Source organism: Streptomyces sp. NPDC055239, from assembly GCF_053606205.1.
The window spans coordinates 630,513-645,563 of record NZ_JBSGRD010000001.1 but is presented as its reverse complement, the minus strand read 5'-3'; the positions used below and the strand labels follow the sequence as shown (position 1 = coordinate 645,563).

Below are 15,051 nucleotides of genomic sequence, written 5' to 3'. Positions count from 1 at the left end.
GTCCCCCTAGTTCGCGTACATGCGGATCGAGGATGGGACGATCGAGCCCTGGTTGACCTTGAAGCGAGCGGCCTTGCCGAAGACCGGGGTGAGGGAGTTGTAGTACGGCACCGCGTTGAGGTGCTTGATCAGCGCCTTCTCGGCCTGCTGCCACTGCGGGCAGCCCGCGGCGCCCACCTTGGCCGAAGCCTTCTGTACAAGGGCCTGGTACTCGGGGTTGTCGACTCCCGCGAAATTCACGCCCTTGGGCGGCGTGGGCCCGGACATGAACGGGACCAGTTGGGTGGGCACCCCGAGGGAGATCGGGCCCATGGAGACGTCCCAGTTGCCGGAGCCGAAGAGCGTGCTGTTCAGTCCGGGGCTGTCCGCGGGCTTCATCTTGACCTCGACCCCGAGGCTCTTCCACTCCTTCTGGATCAGCTCGGCGCCCGCGGCCATGGTGGGCCCGTTCTGGGTGCCGTACATCAAGCTCATCGTGAGCTTCTTGCCGTTCTTGGTGCGGATTCCACCGGCTCCCGGTTCCCAACCGGCCTTGCCCAGAGCCGACTTGGCCGCCGCGAGGTCGTGCTGCGGAAGATTTCCGGTGACCGAGTCGCCGGTGCAGGCCCGCGGCTCGTCGGTGACCATGCCCTGGGACGGTTTTCCGGTGCCGTTGGTGATCACCTTGCCCACATCGGGCAGGTTCAGTGCCTGGACCAGCGCCCGGCGCACCTTCTCGTCAGCTCCGGGGCGGGCCCCGCTCTGGTTGAAGTACAGCTCGCCCAACGGGGCTTGCACGTCGGCGTGGAACAGCTTCTGCGCCGCGAGGCGCTTCTGCTCGGGGCCGGACATCGGCGCGGCGTTGAGCTCTCCGGAGAGGAGCAGGTTCGCGGCCGTGGTCTCGTTGGGGATCACCCGGATCTTCACCGTGTCGGGCAGCCCCTTGGCTCCCTGCTCGGACGACCCCGGGCCCCAGGTGTAGTCCTTGCGCCGGGTGAGGGTGTAGTGGTCGCCCGTGACGGCCTCGGTCATGGTGAACATGCCGGTGCCACTGCCCTTGCCGCCCTTGGCCAGTGCCGTGCGGTCCTTCAGTCCCTTGCCGCAGGCGATCGGCACGGAACCGGCGTTGCGCAGCAGGAAGGCGTCGGGGGCGCCGCTGGTGAGGGTGACGGTGCGCTGCTTGTCGTCGGCCTTCGCCGTGGTGCCCGGCTGGATCAGCACACCGGCCAGTGGTGACTTGTTCTTCGGGGCACCGATGTAGTCGATGTTCGCGGCCACGTCGCTCGCGGTCAGCGTCGAGCCGTCGGAGCACTTGACGCCGGGGCGCAGCGTGAAGGTCGCCGCCTTCGTCGTCGCTTCCCACTTCTGCGCGAGGCCCGCTGCGGGCTCGCCCTTGGCGTTGAGGTGGATCAGCGGGTCGTACAGATAGCGGTTGACGCCGATGGCGATCGACATCACCGTCTTCGCCGGGTCGAGGGCGCCGGGGTCGGACGCGTAGGCCGTGGTGAACGTCTTGCCGTCCGCCAACTCGCCTTTCCCCGCGGCGCCCGAGCCGGATCCGCCTCCGCAGCCACCGACCAGGAGCGCGGCGGCCGCCACCAGCGGCAGGACGCGTACCGCGGGCTTTACGGGCGGACGGTTGAGCTCATCCCACATGGACATGCGGATCCCCACCTCCGAGGCTTCGAACCGGTGATGTCCGAAAGGTAGGGCGGGGACACGGACAACACTTCGTCGCCTACGACAAGGCGGAGCGGCCTGATTTATCGGCGCCGACAGACGGAGCCTTGGCTACTGGGGGGAAGCGGTGCGCACATGACGCTTCATGGCGCGCTGTCAGGCCATGGGGTGCGGTGTCCGCAGCATGAGATGGCGTTGCCGGTGCGATCCGATCCGTGGAAGCATCCGCGCCATGCTGCGCCAGCTCATTATCAGCTGCGGCGTGCCGGCACCGAGGTGACCTGGAGGCAACCCCTCCCAGGCAGCTCACCGCCCGCACGCAGACCTCTCGCATTCCGCGAGGGGTCTTTTTGCTTTCGCCATCCGTACAGAGCGCAGAGACAAGGAAGCACCCACGATGACTCCTGACGAGTCCCCCGCCCTCACCACGCTGACGGTGACGCTCCACGACAGCCGCGAGGCGCTCGGCCGGATCGTCTCCGCCCTGCGCCCGGTGCCCGTGCGGGAGCTGACCTATGCGGTACGCGCCCCCGCCCGGGCCACCGCCGAGGTGGTGGTGTCCTCGGCCGATGCCGCCCGGGCGCGCAGGCGCCTCCATCGGGTGGTGGCCGTCCTCACCGTGATCGAGTCGGACACCAGCCCCGTTCGGGTGAACTGACCTGTGCCTCTGATTCCTTTGGAACCCTCTGGAATGAGGCGGACGGCCCTCAGCCGTTGAAGGTGTCCGGGTCGAAGCCGGTCCGCTCGTCGCGGTTCAGCGCGGAGATCTCACCGATGTCGCCCTCGCTGAGCTCGAAGTCGAAGATGTCGAAGTTCTGCTCGATGCGCCTCTGGGTCACCGACTTGGGGAAGACGATGTCCCCGCGCTGGATGTGCCAGCGCAGGGTCACCTGGGCGGCCGACTTGCCCTCGCGCTGCGCGATGCGGTTGATGGTCGGGTCGTCGAGCACCTTGCCCTGCGCGATGGGCGACCAGGCCTCCGTGGCGATGTCGTGCTCGGCGCCGAAGGCCCTGACGTCGTCCTGGGTGAGGTAGGGGTGCACCTCGATCTGGTTGACGGCGGGCACCACGTCACTGTTCTGCATCAGGCGGCGCAGGTGGTTGGGCTGGAAGTTGGAGACGCCGATGGCCTTGGAGCGGCCGGAGCGGTAGATCTCCTCCAGGGCCTTCCAGGTCTCCACGAAGTCGCCCTTGCCGGGCAGCGGCCAGTGGATGAGGAAGAGGTCCAGGTAGTCGAGTCCCAGCTCATCCATGGTGCGGTCGAACGCCTTGAGTGCGTCGTCGTGCGCATGGGCGCCGTTGTTGAGCTTGCTGGTCACGAAGACGTCGGCGCGGTCGAGACCGGAGTCGCGGACCGCCTGGCCGACCTCCTTCTCGTTGCCGTACATCTGAGCCGTGTCGATGTGCCGGTAGCCGACCTCCAGCGCGGCCAGCGTCGTCTCCCGTGTCTCGTCCGGCTCGATCTGGAAGGTGCCGAAGCCGAGCTGGGGGATCTCCACTGCGTTGTTGAGGGTCAGGGAAGGTACTGCGGTCACGATGACTCCTTGTGTTGCTGGTTTCGCGGGGTACTGCTGATTCCGCGGGGTATTGCTGGTTTCGCGGGTGGAGGGCGGTACGTCGGGGACTGCTTGCCGTTCACCTCGGCCGCAAAACACATGTATGGGCAGCTTTTGTCCCGGCGCGGGTGCGCGGGACACGGTCGGATGGTTCAGCCTTCGATTCCGTGATCCGACATGAACTCTCCAGAGCGACGATTGAGGGCGCAGGGCGGAACCTCACGTTCCGGCCCCATCCCGGGGTACCCGACATCACGGTGCGCAAACCGTTCATATGCCGCAAAAGGGTGCACCCGTTCCCCGACGAGACCGGGTGCCCGTGGGAGAGGTCATCTAAAGGTCATCCCCGGATTCCGGCCGCTGCCGCGGGACCCACATGGATGCGCAGGTCACCGAACCGGTGGGACGGCCAGCCGCGCGCGTACCCCGGCGGCCCGTCCTCCGCCGTGGCCAGCGTGGCCGTCGGTGTCCGCCGCGCGACCCGCAGCAGGTCCGCACGGGTGGTGCTGGCGTTGTGCCCCTGCGTCTGGGCGGAGGAGCATCCGGCGTAGAAGGCGATCGGGAGCGCCTCGTACCCGGTCAGCACGCACGGCGGCCGCACGCCGAGGCGATGCAGCTCGGACGCCGTGCGGGCCCAGTCCTCGCGGGCGGCGGTGGAGCGGTCCACGACGCCCTCGAGGATCGCGTACTGCACCGCCAGATGCCCGGCTGCGGCGAGTGCCACCAGCGTCACGATCACCGGCCTCCACGCCTGGCGCGAGGCGGTGACCAGATGGACGAGGGCATCGGCGACGGGGATGGCGAGCAGCGCGTAGAACGGCAGCAGGAAGCGCGGCGCCGCGTATCCGATCATGAACAGGTACGGGATGCTCGCCGTCGCGGCACAGGCCAGCGGCAGCAGTGTGCCCGCGGTGCGCCGGGCCCTGACCGCGACAACGAGACCGAGTGCGGCGAGCAGGGGCAGGGCGAACCACCACGCGATCAGCTCCGGGGAGGGGACCGAAGAGGTGCACGGGCGGCACAGGGTCTGTCCGCGCAGGCTGCGCAGCTGATCGAGGACGGCGATGTTCCAGCCGAGGCCGCCCTGGATCCGCGAGGCATCGGCAAGGCGGGCACCCAGGCCGCCGAAACCGACGTACGCCTCACCGATCCACCCGACCGCCCCCGCCCCCAGCCCGGCGAGCAGTGCCGCGAGCAGCCGCGCTCGGCGCCAGCGGCGTACACAGACCAGCAGAACGAGCAGCGGGAGGCTCACCCAGACGGCGTCGACGGGCCGCATCCACGCCATCAGCGCCGCGCTGACGCCCATGCCCCACAGCGCGGCCCTGTCACGGCGGTCCGCCTGGGCGCGCAGGAAGCATCCGACGCCCGCCAGGGCGCCGATCGCGACCCAGTAGTTGGGCATGACCTCCGGGCCGTAGAAGACGGTCACCCAGAGCGTCGCGAAGAGGGCGCCCGCGAGGGCGACCACCCGTACGGGGAAGAGGCCGCGCCAGACGCGCAGCGCCAGGAAGAGGCCGAGGCCGGAAAGGACCGCGAGATAGACCCGCAGGAGTGAGGTGGACGACGACCATGAGGCGATGGGCGCGACCAGCAGGGAGATCCCGCGGGAGCGGGGTGCGCTGAAGAACGCCGCCGGAGCGTGGCCGCTGACCTGACTGACGTACACCGCCTCGTCCCAGCCGAGACCCATTCCGGGCCGCACCAGGGCCAGTTGGGTCAACGTGAAGGCACCTGCCACGACGGCCGGCCAGATCTGGCTTCCGACACGTCGCGGGATGCGCGGGGCCGGTGTCGGGCCGCGGCGCTCCATTGCGACGGGCGGGACGTTCAAGGTCTTGGCCATCGCCCGGCTTTCCCCTTACGCACCTGTAGGGCTCCTCTGCTGACCTACAGGGCGCAGGGCAGAAGTCGTACTTCATTACAAACGTGGACAAATTACCCCGATGTATTCGGGAGCGCATGCTGGCGCGACACAGCAAGGCGGCGGGCCCCGGAGGTCGTCTCCGGGGCCCGCCACTCTTGAGGGGCAATCGTTGCCGGTGAGGTTTGCCAGTGTGAAAAGTGGTCAGGCGCACCGGAGTTGACACAGGAGGTGCACGTTGTTCCCCAACGCGGGACAGAACGGCCAGTGGGTCCGCACGCGCACGGAAGCCGACGCGAAGGCCTTCATCGAGGAGAAGCGCGCCGACCAGGAACGCTCCCAGGGAACCGGCACGCTGATTTTCGCGGTCGTGATCGTGCTGTTCCTGGTCGCCGCGGGCCTGTACAGCCGGTTCGGCTGACTGCGGCCACACGGGGCACCGGCCACGGCTGTGATGCATGCCGTGGCCGGGAACCCGAGCGTGATGGGGGTGCGGTTCAGGGGTGCGGGGTGCGGTTCAGCGGCACAAGGCCTTGTCCACGACCCGGTCGACGCGCTTCATGGTTGACGAGTCGGTCGGCTGGACGGTCACCGCGACGTTGGCGGCACGGCCATCGGTGGTGACGCCGCCCCGGGTCTCGTATCCCGTGGTGCTACCTCCGTGGCCCCAGTAGACACCGCCGCACGACAGCGGTGTGCTCACGAGCCCGAGTCCGTAGCGGGCGCCGGAGGCGAAGGGCGCTCCGGCCGGGACAGTCGTGCGCATCTCGGCGAGCTGGGCCGCCGGGAGGAGCCTGCCCGCAAGGAGTGCGGTGAAGAACCGGTTGAGGTCGGAGTTGGTGGAGATCATCTGCCCCGCCGCCCAGCCCCAGGACGGATCAAGTTCCGTTCCGTCACGCAGAGGCGCACCGGCCGAATCCTGGTAGTAGCCCTTGGGATGGGGCTCTCGGATGGTCACGTCACCGGGTGCGGGGAAGTAGGTGTGGCGCAGCCCTATGGGCTTGATGATGCGTCGGTCCAGCTCCTTGGCGAGCGGACGGTGGGTGACCTTCTCGACGATCAGACCGGCAAGGACGTAGTTCGTGTTGCTGTACGCCCACTTCTCCCCGGGATCGAAGTCGGCCTTGTGCTGGAGAGCGATGTCGAGGAGTTCGCGGGGTTCGTAGCGCCGGACGTCCTCGCCGAGGTATTTGACGTAGTTGGGGAGTCCGCTGGTGTGCTGCAGGAGCTGACGGACGGTGATGCGGCTCCCGTCGATCCCCTCCCCGCGCACGAGGCCCGGCAGATAGGTGTCGACCGAGGTGTCGAGGCCGATCTTCCCTTCGCCGACCAGTTGCAGCACGAGTACCGCGGTGAACGCCTTGGTGTTGCTGCCGATCCGCACCTGGCCGTCCCTGGGCACCTTCGAGCCGGTGGCCAGGTCTCCGACCCCCGCGGTGTAGGTACGGGCGCGGCCATCAACGCCCTTGACGCTCGCAAGCGCGGCGGGCACTCCGTCAGAGCGCACCAGCGTGTCGAGGCCCTCCTGGACGGTGTCCGGCCTGGCGGAGGCGGACGCCACGGTCGGCGACAAGGCAGCCGCCGTCATGACGGCGGCGACCACCCCGGCCGTCGCAGCCGCGGCCGACACGGCTCCGCGTCGGCCACCCTGCCGCCTGGGAGAACTGAACCTCTGCCATACCTGCTCACGCACTAGCCAACTCCTACGGAATCGTCGGGAACCCAGCGGCATCTGCCTGGCCCCAGCATTTCCGGATGTGGCATCCCGGGACGATCCTGCTAACCGCCCAGGTCCAGGTAGGGCTAACCCCCGACACACCTCCCGTTCGGCCCGCTCAGCCCGCTCAGCCCGCGATCGAGTCCAGCTGCTCGGCCGCGGGGCGCAGTGCCCACAGATCCCCGCCGGGCGGGGTCTCCAGCTTCGGGACCGCCTTGCGCGCGGCCGGGTCCCCGGCATCGGCCGCCGCGTGCACGACGTCGCTCGCCGCGAACCGGTGGAACTCCAGCTCGGGGTGCGACCACTGTGCCGCCCCCGTGGCCGCGGGCAGGAGATAGCCGACGGCCTTGAACAGGCTCTGCCCGTCGGGCCCTTCGTGGGACCAGAGGTCCACGCCCACGTGCCGCCCGATTGCGGCGAGCCGGGTGTAGGCGACCAGATCGAAGGTCGAGTAGTGCCAACTCCGCGTCCGTGCGAGCTCCTGCGGCTGGCTGCCGTCGCCCGCGATCTGCGGGTCGATACGGCGGGCACGGGCGTCGAGTACGGTGCGGCGGGCGAGGGCGGTGTCACCCGTGGCGTAGGCGAGGGCGGCGACCTGCATGTCGTAGAAGGTGCCGTGATTGTTCTGCGCGGCGCTCTCCTGCTTGCCGAAGTCACTGTCGACGAGCCAGCCCAGGAAGTCCTTGTTCCACTTCTCCATCGCGGAGCGGTCGTTCTTCGACCATCCGGGTGCGCCCGTACCGAGGATCGCGATCGCGTCCACGACACTCGTGTAGGACTGCGAGAAGTCGATGATGCCGATGGCCCGGCCGTCGTACTTGCAGGGGATGAACTGCGCGTGGTCCAGGTTCGGGTTCATCTTGGTCGCCGGGTCGAGGAACCAGGTGCGCAGCACGGATGCGGCCTTCTCGGCATAGCGCTTCTTTCCCGTGTAGTACCAGGCGAGCGTGAGGTCGTACGCCGAGTCGAAGACCTTCTCCACGTCCTGACGGTCGGTCCCCGTGTCGACTTCGGGGTTGCGCTGCCCGTCGCGCTGTTCATAGGGGCAACCCCACGGATTGTCGGCGGTCGGCGACTGCGTGGGCCACCAGTAGGGCGCCTGGCTCAGATAGTCGTGCACGTCGCCGCCGGGCGCGGGCTTCGGCTTGTCGACGACGGTCCAGGGCCCCTGGCCGATCCAGGCGTCGGCACGCTTCGCCAAATCCCTTACTGAGCGCCTGAGTTGCGGGTCGCCGCGGTCCAGGCGGAGCTTGGTCTCCTGAAGTCGCTTGCCGTCAAGGACGGCGGTGCGCGGGGCACTTTCGCGGGTGGTGGCGGTGTTCATGGCAGTGGCCGTGGCAGTGGCGGTCGGCATCAGGACGGAGGCGAGGGCGGCGGCCGCGGCGAGCAGGGCGCCGAGCCGGACCCGGGATCTTGCGCGCATCACACACTCCAGTCACAAGTCACAGCCATAGACCTGTCAGACCTGTCAGATTTGTCTGGCCTATCAAGGATGTGAACAACATTCACCATGCGGACCGGTCGAGCGTAGAGCCGTTGCGTCACTCAGGCAACGGGTGCGTATAGGTCACTTCCTGTCCTATACGAGTCCTAACGTGGTCCCTGACCGGCAGAACACGAGCATGTGAAGGCGGAGACCATGGCTGCGAACGAATCGACCACCACCCCCGACGGCCTGACGGAGGGTCCTGCCGTCACCGGTGAGCGTGCCGAGTGGCTGGAGACGCTGGCCAAGCACCGGCACTTCCTGCGCTTCACCACCCGTGACCTCACCGACGAGCAGTCAGGGATGCGCACCACCGCCAGCACCCTGTGCCTCGGCGGCCTGATCAAGCACGTCACCGAGGTGGAGCAGATGTGGGCGGGCTTCATCCTGGGCGGACCGTCGACGATGACCGACTTCACGGCCATGACCGAGGCCGACCTGGCCCGCCGTACCGACGAATTCAGGATGCTGCCCGGTGAGACGCTGGCTGGCGTGTTGGCCGATTACGCCGAAACGGCCCGTCGGACCGACGAACTCGTCGCCACCCTGCCCGACTTGGATGCCACGTGGCCGCTGCCGAAGGCCCCGTGGTTCGAGGCCGGTGCTCAGTGGTCCGTTCGCCGGGTGCTGATGCACATCACGACCGAGACCGCTCAGCACTCCGGCCACGCCGACATCATCCGCGAGTCCTTGGACGGCGCCACGAGCATGGCCTGAGTCTCGTTTTCTTGACTGACTTTTCAGCCCAAGGTCAGTCCAAGGTCAGTCCAGGGAATGTGGGGCGTGCCTTCGGTGGGCCCTACATTCCCTGCAGCAGTGCCAGCTCGGCGTCGATGGCGCCGCGCAGCAGGTCACGCGCGTGCTCGATCCGCAGGCCGCCACTGAGCCAGCGCATGCTGAGCCCTTCGAGCAGCGCGGTGAGCCGCTCGCCGGACGCGGCCAGGGCGGGCGGCGGGGCCGTCGGCTGCACCTGGCCGAGGAGGGCGGCCACCTCCTGCACCCATACCAGGGTGGCCCTGGCGAGGTCGTCCCGCAGCACCTCGTCGAAGACGGCACTCGCCCGCAGCTCGCCCCAGGCGGAGCTGTTCTCCCTGACCATCGGGGTGTCCTGCAGTTCCAGGAGGAGGATCTCCTCCAGCTCCTCGCGCGGGGTGAGCGGTCCGGCGTCCCGCGCCTGACCGGCGGTGTAGCGCTCGGCGCGGTCGTTGATGAACTCGAGCGTCCGGCGCAGGATCCCGGTGCGGTCCTTGAAGTGGTAGTAGATCAGCCCGGTCGAGACGCCCGCCTCGGCGGCGAGCTCTTCGACGCGCAGGCCGCGGACGCCGCGACGGGCGATGAGCCGTGCGGCCGCTTCGAGGATCTGAGTAGTGCGAGGCGCCATGAATCCGAACCCTATCGGGCCCTTCCCTGCCCGGTGATCTCGGGCGAGCCGCGGAAATGGGCACCGGGAAGAGTTTTCTTTGACTGAATTTTCAGTCCGTGTCAGAGTCGAGGCGTCGAGCGGCTCCGTCCGCGCCGCGCTCGTCGCGCTCCCCGCGCGTCCCGCCATGCCGATGGGTAGCTTGATCCCCATCACGATGATCGGAGTTCACCGTGTCCCCCTCCCCCCTCTTCCCGACGCGCCCCTCCCGCCGCTCGGCCCTCCGCGCGCTCGCCGGAATCGGCACCGCGGTCCTCGGAGCCTCGGCGTGCGGGACCGGCGACGAGCAGGCGCGGGCCGCGAACACCGCGGGCGAGCGGGACACGGTGGCCGAGGGACTGCGCATGGGTGCCGAGTGGGAGAGCCACGCGCGCACCTTCATGTCGTGGCCCGCTCTGGAGTCGGTGTGGGACGAGGACCTCCCCTACGTACGCGAGGACATCGCCCGCGTCGCCCGCGCCGTCGCGGAGTACGAGTACGTCGTGATGATGGCGAGGCCCGACCAGCAGTCCGCCGCCCAGAAGGCCTGCGGACGCGACGTCGAGGTCATCCCGCTGGCCGTCGACGACCTGTGGGCCCGCGACACCGTGCCGGTGTTCGTGGAGCAGGACGGCGACGTCGTCGGTGTCGACTTCAACTTCAACGGGTGGGGCGACAAGCAGGAGCACACGCACGACGCCCGGGTGGGCCGCACCCTCCTCTCGAAGTACGACATCCCCCGCAGGAAGGCGCCTCTGATCGCCGAGGGCGGATCCTTCGAGACCGACGGCGAGGGCACGCTCCTCATCACCGAGAGCTCGATCGTCAACGACAACCGCAACCGCGGTAGGAGCCGCGACCAGATCGAGGCCGAGCTGAAGCGGACCCTGGGCGTCAAGAAGGTGATCTGGCTTGCGGGCGTACGTGGTCAGGACATCACCGACGCGCACGTGGACAGCCTGGTCCGCTTCACCGCGCCCGGTGTGGTGCTCCTGGACCAGGCCTTCCCCGGTATGCCCGCCGACTCCTGGTCGCGCGCGGCCGACCAGGCGAAGGCCGTGCTCAGCAAGGCGACCGACGCCAGGGGCCGGTCCTTCGAGATCGTCGATCTGCCGCAGCCCGACCTGGACAGGATCACCGGCGAGGGAGACGACTTCGTATCGACGTACGCCAATTTCTACGTCGCCAACGACTCCGTCTTCATGCCCAGGTTCGGGGACCGGAAGGCCGACGACCGCGCCCGGAGCATCCTGCGGGAGCACTTCCCCCAGCGCGACGTCGTGCCGGTCCGGATCGACACCATCGCCTCCGGTGGCGGCGGCATCCACTGCTCCACGCACGACGAGCCCGGCAAGCCTGTCGACTGAACCCGGCCCCGCGCGAACACAGGCGTCACCGGGGGTGGCATCAGCACCACCCCAGGGCCGGGCCCCAGACCTCCTGACCCGCGGCTTCCGTCGGCGCAGGCTTGTCCCCGTCACCAACGAACAGTCCGGCGGTCCACCGCCGGACACCGACGGCGAACGGGGAGACAGGATGACCAGTCACACGCGACGCAGGATTCTCCAAGGTGCGGCGCTCGCGGCGGCGGGCAGCGTGGTCGGGACCTACGGGCTCGGCCCTGACGCTCCGGCAGCGCAGGCCGCGACCCGAACGGCGAAGACGCCCACGGCGGCGGGCGGCGGTGCGCAGTCGCTCCCGTTCCTGGAAGGCGCTTTCGCACCGGTCACCGAGGAGTTGACCGCGTTCGACCTGAAGGTGACCGGCCGCGTGCCGCGCGACCTCGACGGCCGCTTCCTGCGCACGGGACCGAACGCGCTGGGCCTCGAGGACCCGCGGGCGCACCACTGGATGCTGGGCGACGGCATGGTGCACGGGGTGCGGCTGCGCGGTGGACGGGCCGAGTGGTACCGCAACCGCTGGGTGCGCTCCTCGCAGGTGGCGAAGAAGCTGGGCGAGACGTATCCGGGCCGGGTACCGCCGGACGACTTCGCGTGCAACACCCACGTGATCCCGTACAAGGGCAGGATCCTGGCGCTCCAGGAGAGCGGACCGCTGCCGTACGAGCTGGACGGTGAACTCGGCACGGTGCGCCCGTACGACTTCCGCTCCACCCTGCGGGGTGCGTTCACCGCGCACACCAAGTACGACGCCGCAGCGGACGAGTTGCACGCGGTGGCGTACTACGCGACCTGGGACCACGTGCGGCACATCATGATCGACGGGACCGGGCGGGTCGCCCGGTCCCACAAGATCCCGGTGACGGACGCGCCGATGATGCACGACTTCGCCCTCACGCAGAAGTACGTGGTGCTCGTGGACGTCCCGATCACGTTCGACGCGGCGGCTGCCGAGGCCGGTGCGCCGGTGCCGTACACCTGGAACGAGCACCACCCGATGCGCGTGGGGGTCATGCCGCGGGCCGGAGGCGCCACCCGCTGGTTCGAGATCGACCCGGTGTTCTACTCGCACACGCTGAACGCCTACGACCGGGGCGACACGGTGGTGATGGAGTACACCAGCATGCCCGCCCCCTTCTACGCGGCGGGCCGGGGCAACGGCGGCCCCTCCACGAACGGCGCGCCGACACTCGACCGGTGGACGATCGACCTGCGTGCCGGCCGGGTCCGCAGCACCCGCATCGACGATCTGCCGCAGGAGTTCCCCCGCGTCAACGAATCGCTGATCTCCCGTCGGCACCGCTTCGGGTACGCGGCGAGCGCGGCCGAGATGTGGCGTGCGTACGAGACGATCGACGGGGTTCCGCCGGACGACAAGTTCACCAACTGCCTTGTCAAGCACGACATGTTGCGCGACAGCAAGCAGGTGGTCCGCTTCCCGAAGGGCGCGGCGGCGAGCGAGCCGGTGTTCGTGCCGCGCCGGGGTGCGCGGGACGAGGACGACGGCTACATCCTGTCCTACGTGCACGACCCCGACCGCGGCGCGACCGACCTGGTGATCCTCGCGGCGCAGGACTTCACCGGCCACCCGCTGGCCCGCGTCCACCTGCCGGGGCGGGTGCCGCTCGGCTTCCACGGAAGCTGGGTGGGGGACGTGTAGCCCCGGATCGGAACCGTCTTCTGAGCCGTCTCCGGCCCTGATCCAGGCGTTCTAGACTCACCGGGTGACGAACGACCTTCTCCGCCTCACCGTTCTGGGTTCCGCGACGCCCTACCCGAGCGTGGACAATCCGTGCTCCGGATATCTGCTGTCCGGCGGAGGCGCTCGGGTGTGGGTGGATGCGGGCAGCGGGACGCTGGCGCAGTTGCAACGGCACGTGCGGCTCGACGAGCTGGATGCGATCTGGATCTCGCATCTGCACGCCGATCACAGTGCGGACCTGCTGACCGCCTACTACGGTGCGCTCTACGCGGATGTGCGGCTCACCGCGCCGATCCCGCTGTACGGGCCGCGGGGCATCGCCGACCGGCTCGCTCACTTCCTCACCAACACCACGGTCCGCAGCCCGGTCGAATCGGCCTTCGACGTCCGTGAACTGCACGACGGGCACCAGGCCCGCGTCGGCGCCCTCACGCTGACAAGCCGGGCGGTGGCGCACGGCATCCCGGCCTTCGCGCTGCGCGTCGAGGCCGGGGACAGGTCGCTGGTCTACTCCGGGGACACGGCGCCTTGCGCCGACCTCACGAGTCTGGCCGAGGGATGCGACGTACTGCTGTGTGAGGCCGACAGCGCACAGCAGCCACCCGAGGGCGAAGAGGCCGTCCACCACACGCCCGAGGACGCCGGGGACACGGCCCGCGAGGCCCGCGCGGGCCGGTTGATCGTCACGCATGTGGGCCGCTCCCTCACTCCGGAGCAGGCCGTGACCCGTGCGGCGACCCGGTTCGACGGGCCCGTCGACCATGCCGCTCCCGGGTCCACTTTCTCGATCGGTTGAGGGGCGGGCGCGGTGGTCGGCGGCGCGTGCGGGGGCTGATCTGACCGGTGCGTCGGTGCGTGACACGTCCTTCAAGGTGCTTCTGGACGAGCACACTGTCCTGGTTGGCCTGACCGGTACGGTCTTCGGTCCCGCGCACGTCGTGGATTACGACGGTGCCGGTGTGCGCCGGGAGTTGGCGGGGCTCGCACTTCAGCTGTGGCTGAACGAGCGTGGCGCCATGGTCCGGGTCCTCAACTGATGCGCGGGTCCTCAACTGATGTGCCGCGCCGGCCTCGGCCGCCGCCGGACGGCCGAGGCCGGCGCGAACCTCAGTTGCCGCCCGCTCCGATCTCGGCGCCGACCGCCGCGAGTGCGGTGGTCACGGGCTGGAAGAACGTCTCGCCGCCCGCCGTGCAGTCGCCGCTGCCGCCCGAAGTGAGGCCGATCGCGCTCCCGTCATTGGTGAACAGTGAGCCTCCGCTGTCTCCCGGTTCGGCACAGACATCGGTCTGGATGAGCCCGGTGACGGTCCCTTCCGCGTAGTTCACCGTGGCGTCGAGTCCGGTGACCACGCCGTCCTGGAGCCCGGTGGTGCTGCCCATGCGGGACACCTCGAGCCCGACCGACGCTTCGGCGGCCTGCGCGATCTCCACGGTCTGGCCGTCGCCCGTGTTGACCGCGCTAGGGGCGTCGGCGGCCGGGTCGTCGTAGGTGACGAGCGCGAAGTCGCCGTCCCCCGGGAACGTCGCGTCCTGGACGGTACCGATGGCCGCGCCGCCCTGGGCATCCGACCAGCTCTCGGCGGCCACCCCGCAGTGGCCCGCGGTGAGGAAGCCTGGACTCCCGTCCTGGGTGGTCACGTTGAAGCCGAGCGAGCAGCGTGCGCCGCCTCCGAAGATGGCGTCGCCCCCTGCGGCGAAGGGCTTGAACTCTCCCGCGGACTTCTGGATGCGGGCCATTCCCGGTCCGAGCGACTCGACGGTCGCTTCAAGCTTGTCCCAACGCTCACCGGTGACCGTGCGGTCGGCCGTGACCACGACCTGATTGGTCCTGGGGTCCGTGGCCCACGCGGTCCCGGCCATGGTGGCCCGGCTCGCCAACGTCTTTGCGGCGGCACCGAGTTCACCGCTGCTGTTGTCGACACTGCGCGCCACCGCTCCCGCTCTCTTCACCTGGGCGTTCACCGCGTTGTCGTCGCCCACGACGTTGACGACGAGCTGCTGCTTGCCCTCGTCGTAGAACGCCCCGCCGTAGGCATCGCCGAGCTGCGAGGCCAACGGCTCGACCAGCTTCGTCGCCGATGCCGCGCTGATCCTCTTGGCGGCGGACCCTGAAGCGGTCTCGCTCCCGGATTGCGAGGCGTTGGCCTGCTGCAGCAGGACGGCCGTAGCGACCATGCCCATCGCCGCAGCCCCTGCCAGAACGGCCTTTCGCCTGGGTATTCGCTTGTGCCTCAACTCGTCGCCTCCTGTGCGGATGCCGAATTCGAC

14 protein-coding genes are annotated in these 15,051 nt (G+C 69.2%); 7 read left to right on the top strand and 7 right to left on the bottom strand.

What is annotated here, in order from left to right; genetic code table 11:
- Window positions 1-6: 6 nt before the first annotated feature.
- A complete protein-coding gene (locus tag ACWFRJ_RS02690) occupies window positions 7-1,641 on the bottom strand; it encodes an ABC transporter substrate-binding protein (RefSeq protein WP_453524357.1) in 1,635 nt (544 codons plus the stop codon).
- A 415-nt stretch (window positions 1,642-2,056) separates the two neighbouring features.
- Between ACWFRJ_RS02690 and ACWFRJ_RS02685 the strand changes: the two genes are divergently transcribed.
- Window positions 2,057-2,317 carry a hypothetical protein gene (locus ACWFRJ_RS02685; protein WP_453524356.1) on the top strand — a complete coding sequence of 87 codons (261 nt, stop codon included), beginning with the start codon at window positions 2,057-2,059 and terminating at the stop codon, window positions 2,315-2,317.
- Window positions 2,318-2,366: 49 nt separating this feature from the next.
- Here the strand turns inward: ACWFRJ_RS02685 and ACWFRJ_RS02680 are convergent, their stop codons facing one another.
- Both ACWFRJ_RS02680 and ACWFRJ_RS02675 read right to left on the bottom strand, forming a co-directional pair.
- Window positions 2,367-3,194 carry an aldo/keto reductase gene (locus ACWFRJ_RS02680; protein ID WP_453524355.1) on the bottom strand — a complete coding sequence of 276 codons (828 nt, stop codon included), beginning with the start codon at window positions 3,192-3,194 and terminating at the stop codon, window positions 2,367-2,369.
- 361 nt (window positions 3,195-3,555) lie between these two features.
- A complete protein-coding gene (locus ACWFRJ_RS02675; protein ID WP_453524354.1) occupies window positions 3,556-5,061 on the bottom strand; it encodes a hypothetical protein in 1,506 nt (501 codons plus the stop codon).
- 256 nt (window positions 5,062-5,317) lie between these two features.
- Here ACWFRJ_RS02675 and ACWFRJ_RS02670 point away from each other — a divergent pair, with 256 nt between their 5' ends.
- The gene (locus tag ACWFRJ_RS02670; RefSeq protein WP_453524353.1) at window positions 5,318-5,500 is read left to right on the top strand and encodes a hypothetical protein; all 183 of its coding nucleotides are present in this window, start codon (window positions 5,318-5,320) and stop codon (window positions 5,498-5,500) included.
- Between the two features lie 96 nt (window positions 5,501-5,596).
- Here ACWFRJ_RS02670 and ACWFRJ_RS02665 read toward each other — a convergent pair whose 3' ends face one another.
- Together ACWFRJ_RS02665 and ACWFRJ_RS02660 are read right to left on the bottom strand one after the other, a co-directional pair.
- The gene (locus ACWFRJ_RS02665; RefSeq protein ID WP_453524352.1) at window positions 5,597-6,772 is read right to left on the bottom strand and encodes a serine hydrolase domain-containing protein; all 1,176 of its coding nucleotides are present in this window, start codon (window positions 6,770-6,772) and stop codon (window positions 5,597-5,599) included.
- Window positions 6,773-6,923: 151 nt separating this feature from the next.
- Window positions 6,924-8,219 carry an alginate lyase family protein gene (locus ACWFRJ_RS02660; RefSeq protein WP_453524351.1) on the bottom strand — a complete coding sequence of 432 codons (1,296 nt, stop codon included), beginning with the start codon at window positions 8,217-8,219 and terminating at the stop codon, window positions 6,924-6,926.
- A gap of 216 nt (window positions 8,220-8,435) precedes the next feature.
- Between ACWFRJ_RS02660 and ACWFRJ_RS02655 the strand changes: the two genes are divergently transcribed.
- Window positions 8,436-8,999, top strand: a complete 564-nt coding sequence (locus ACWFRJ_RS02655; protein ID WP_453524350.1) for a DinB family protein — start codon at window positions 8,436-8,438, stop codon at window positions 8,997-8,999.
- Between the two features lie 82 nt (window positions 9,000-9,081).
- Here the strand turns inward: ACWFRJ_RS02655 and ACWFRJ_RS02650 are convergent, their stop codons facing one another.
- Window positions 9,082-9,663 carry a TetR/AcrR family transcriptional regulator gene (locus ACWFRJ_RS02650; RefSeq protein WP_453524349.1) on the bottom strand — a complete coding sequence of 194 codons (582 nt, stop codon included), beginning with the start codon at window positions 9,661-9,663 and terminating at the stop codon, window positions 9,082-9,084.
- 212 nt (window positions 9,664-9,875) lie between these two features.
- On the opposite strand from ACWFRJ_RS02650, the gene ACWFRJ_RS02645 reads away from it, so the two are divergent.
- The 4 genes from ACWFRJ_RS02645 (at window position 9,876) to ACWFRJ_RS02630 (ending at window position 13,820) form a co-directional block, all read left to right on the top strand.
- Window positions 9,876-11,048: an agmatine deiminase family protein gene (locus ACWFRJ_RS02645; RefSeq protein ID WP_453524348.1), complete on the top strand. Its 1,173-nt coding sequence runs from the start codon at window positions 9,876-9,878 to the stop codon at window positions 11,046-11,048.
- A gap of 169 nt (window positions 11,049-11,217) precedes the next feature.
- A complete protein-coding gene (locus tag ACWFRJ_RS02640) occupies window positions 11,218-12,741 on the top strand; it encodes a carotenoid oxygenase family protein (protein ID WP_453524347.1) in 1,524 nt (507 codons plus the stop codon).
- A 64-nt stretch (window positions 12,742-12,805) separates the two neighbouring features.
- Complete coding sequence (locus tag ACWFRJ_RS02635; protein WP_453524346.1) at window positions 12,806-13,579, top strand: MBL fold metallo-hydrolase; 774 nt, start codon at window positions 12,806-12,808, stop codon at window positions 13,577-13,579.
- 55 nt (window positions 13,580-13,634) lie between these two features.
- Window positions 13,635-13,820 (top strand): hypothetical protein, encoded by a 186-nt coding sequence (locus ACWFRJ_RS02630; protein WP_453524345.1) that lies wholly within the window; start codon window positions 13,635-13,637, stop codon window positions 13,818-13,820.
- A 70-nt stretch (window positions 13,821-13,890) separates the two neighbouring features.
- Here ACWFRJ_RS02630 and ACWFRJ_RS02625 read toward each other — a convergent pair whose 3' ends face one another.
- Entirely contained in the window at window positions 13,891-14,964 is a 1,074-nt protein-coding gene (locus tag ACWFRJ_RS02625; protein ID WP_453524344.1) for a S1 family peptidase, read from the bottom strand.
- Window positions 14,965-15,051: the final 87 nt, after the last annotated feature.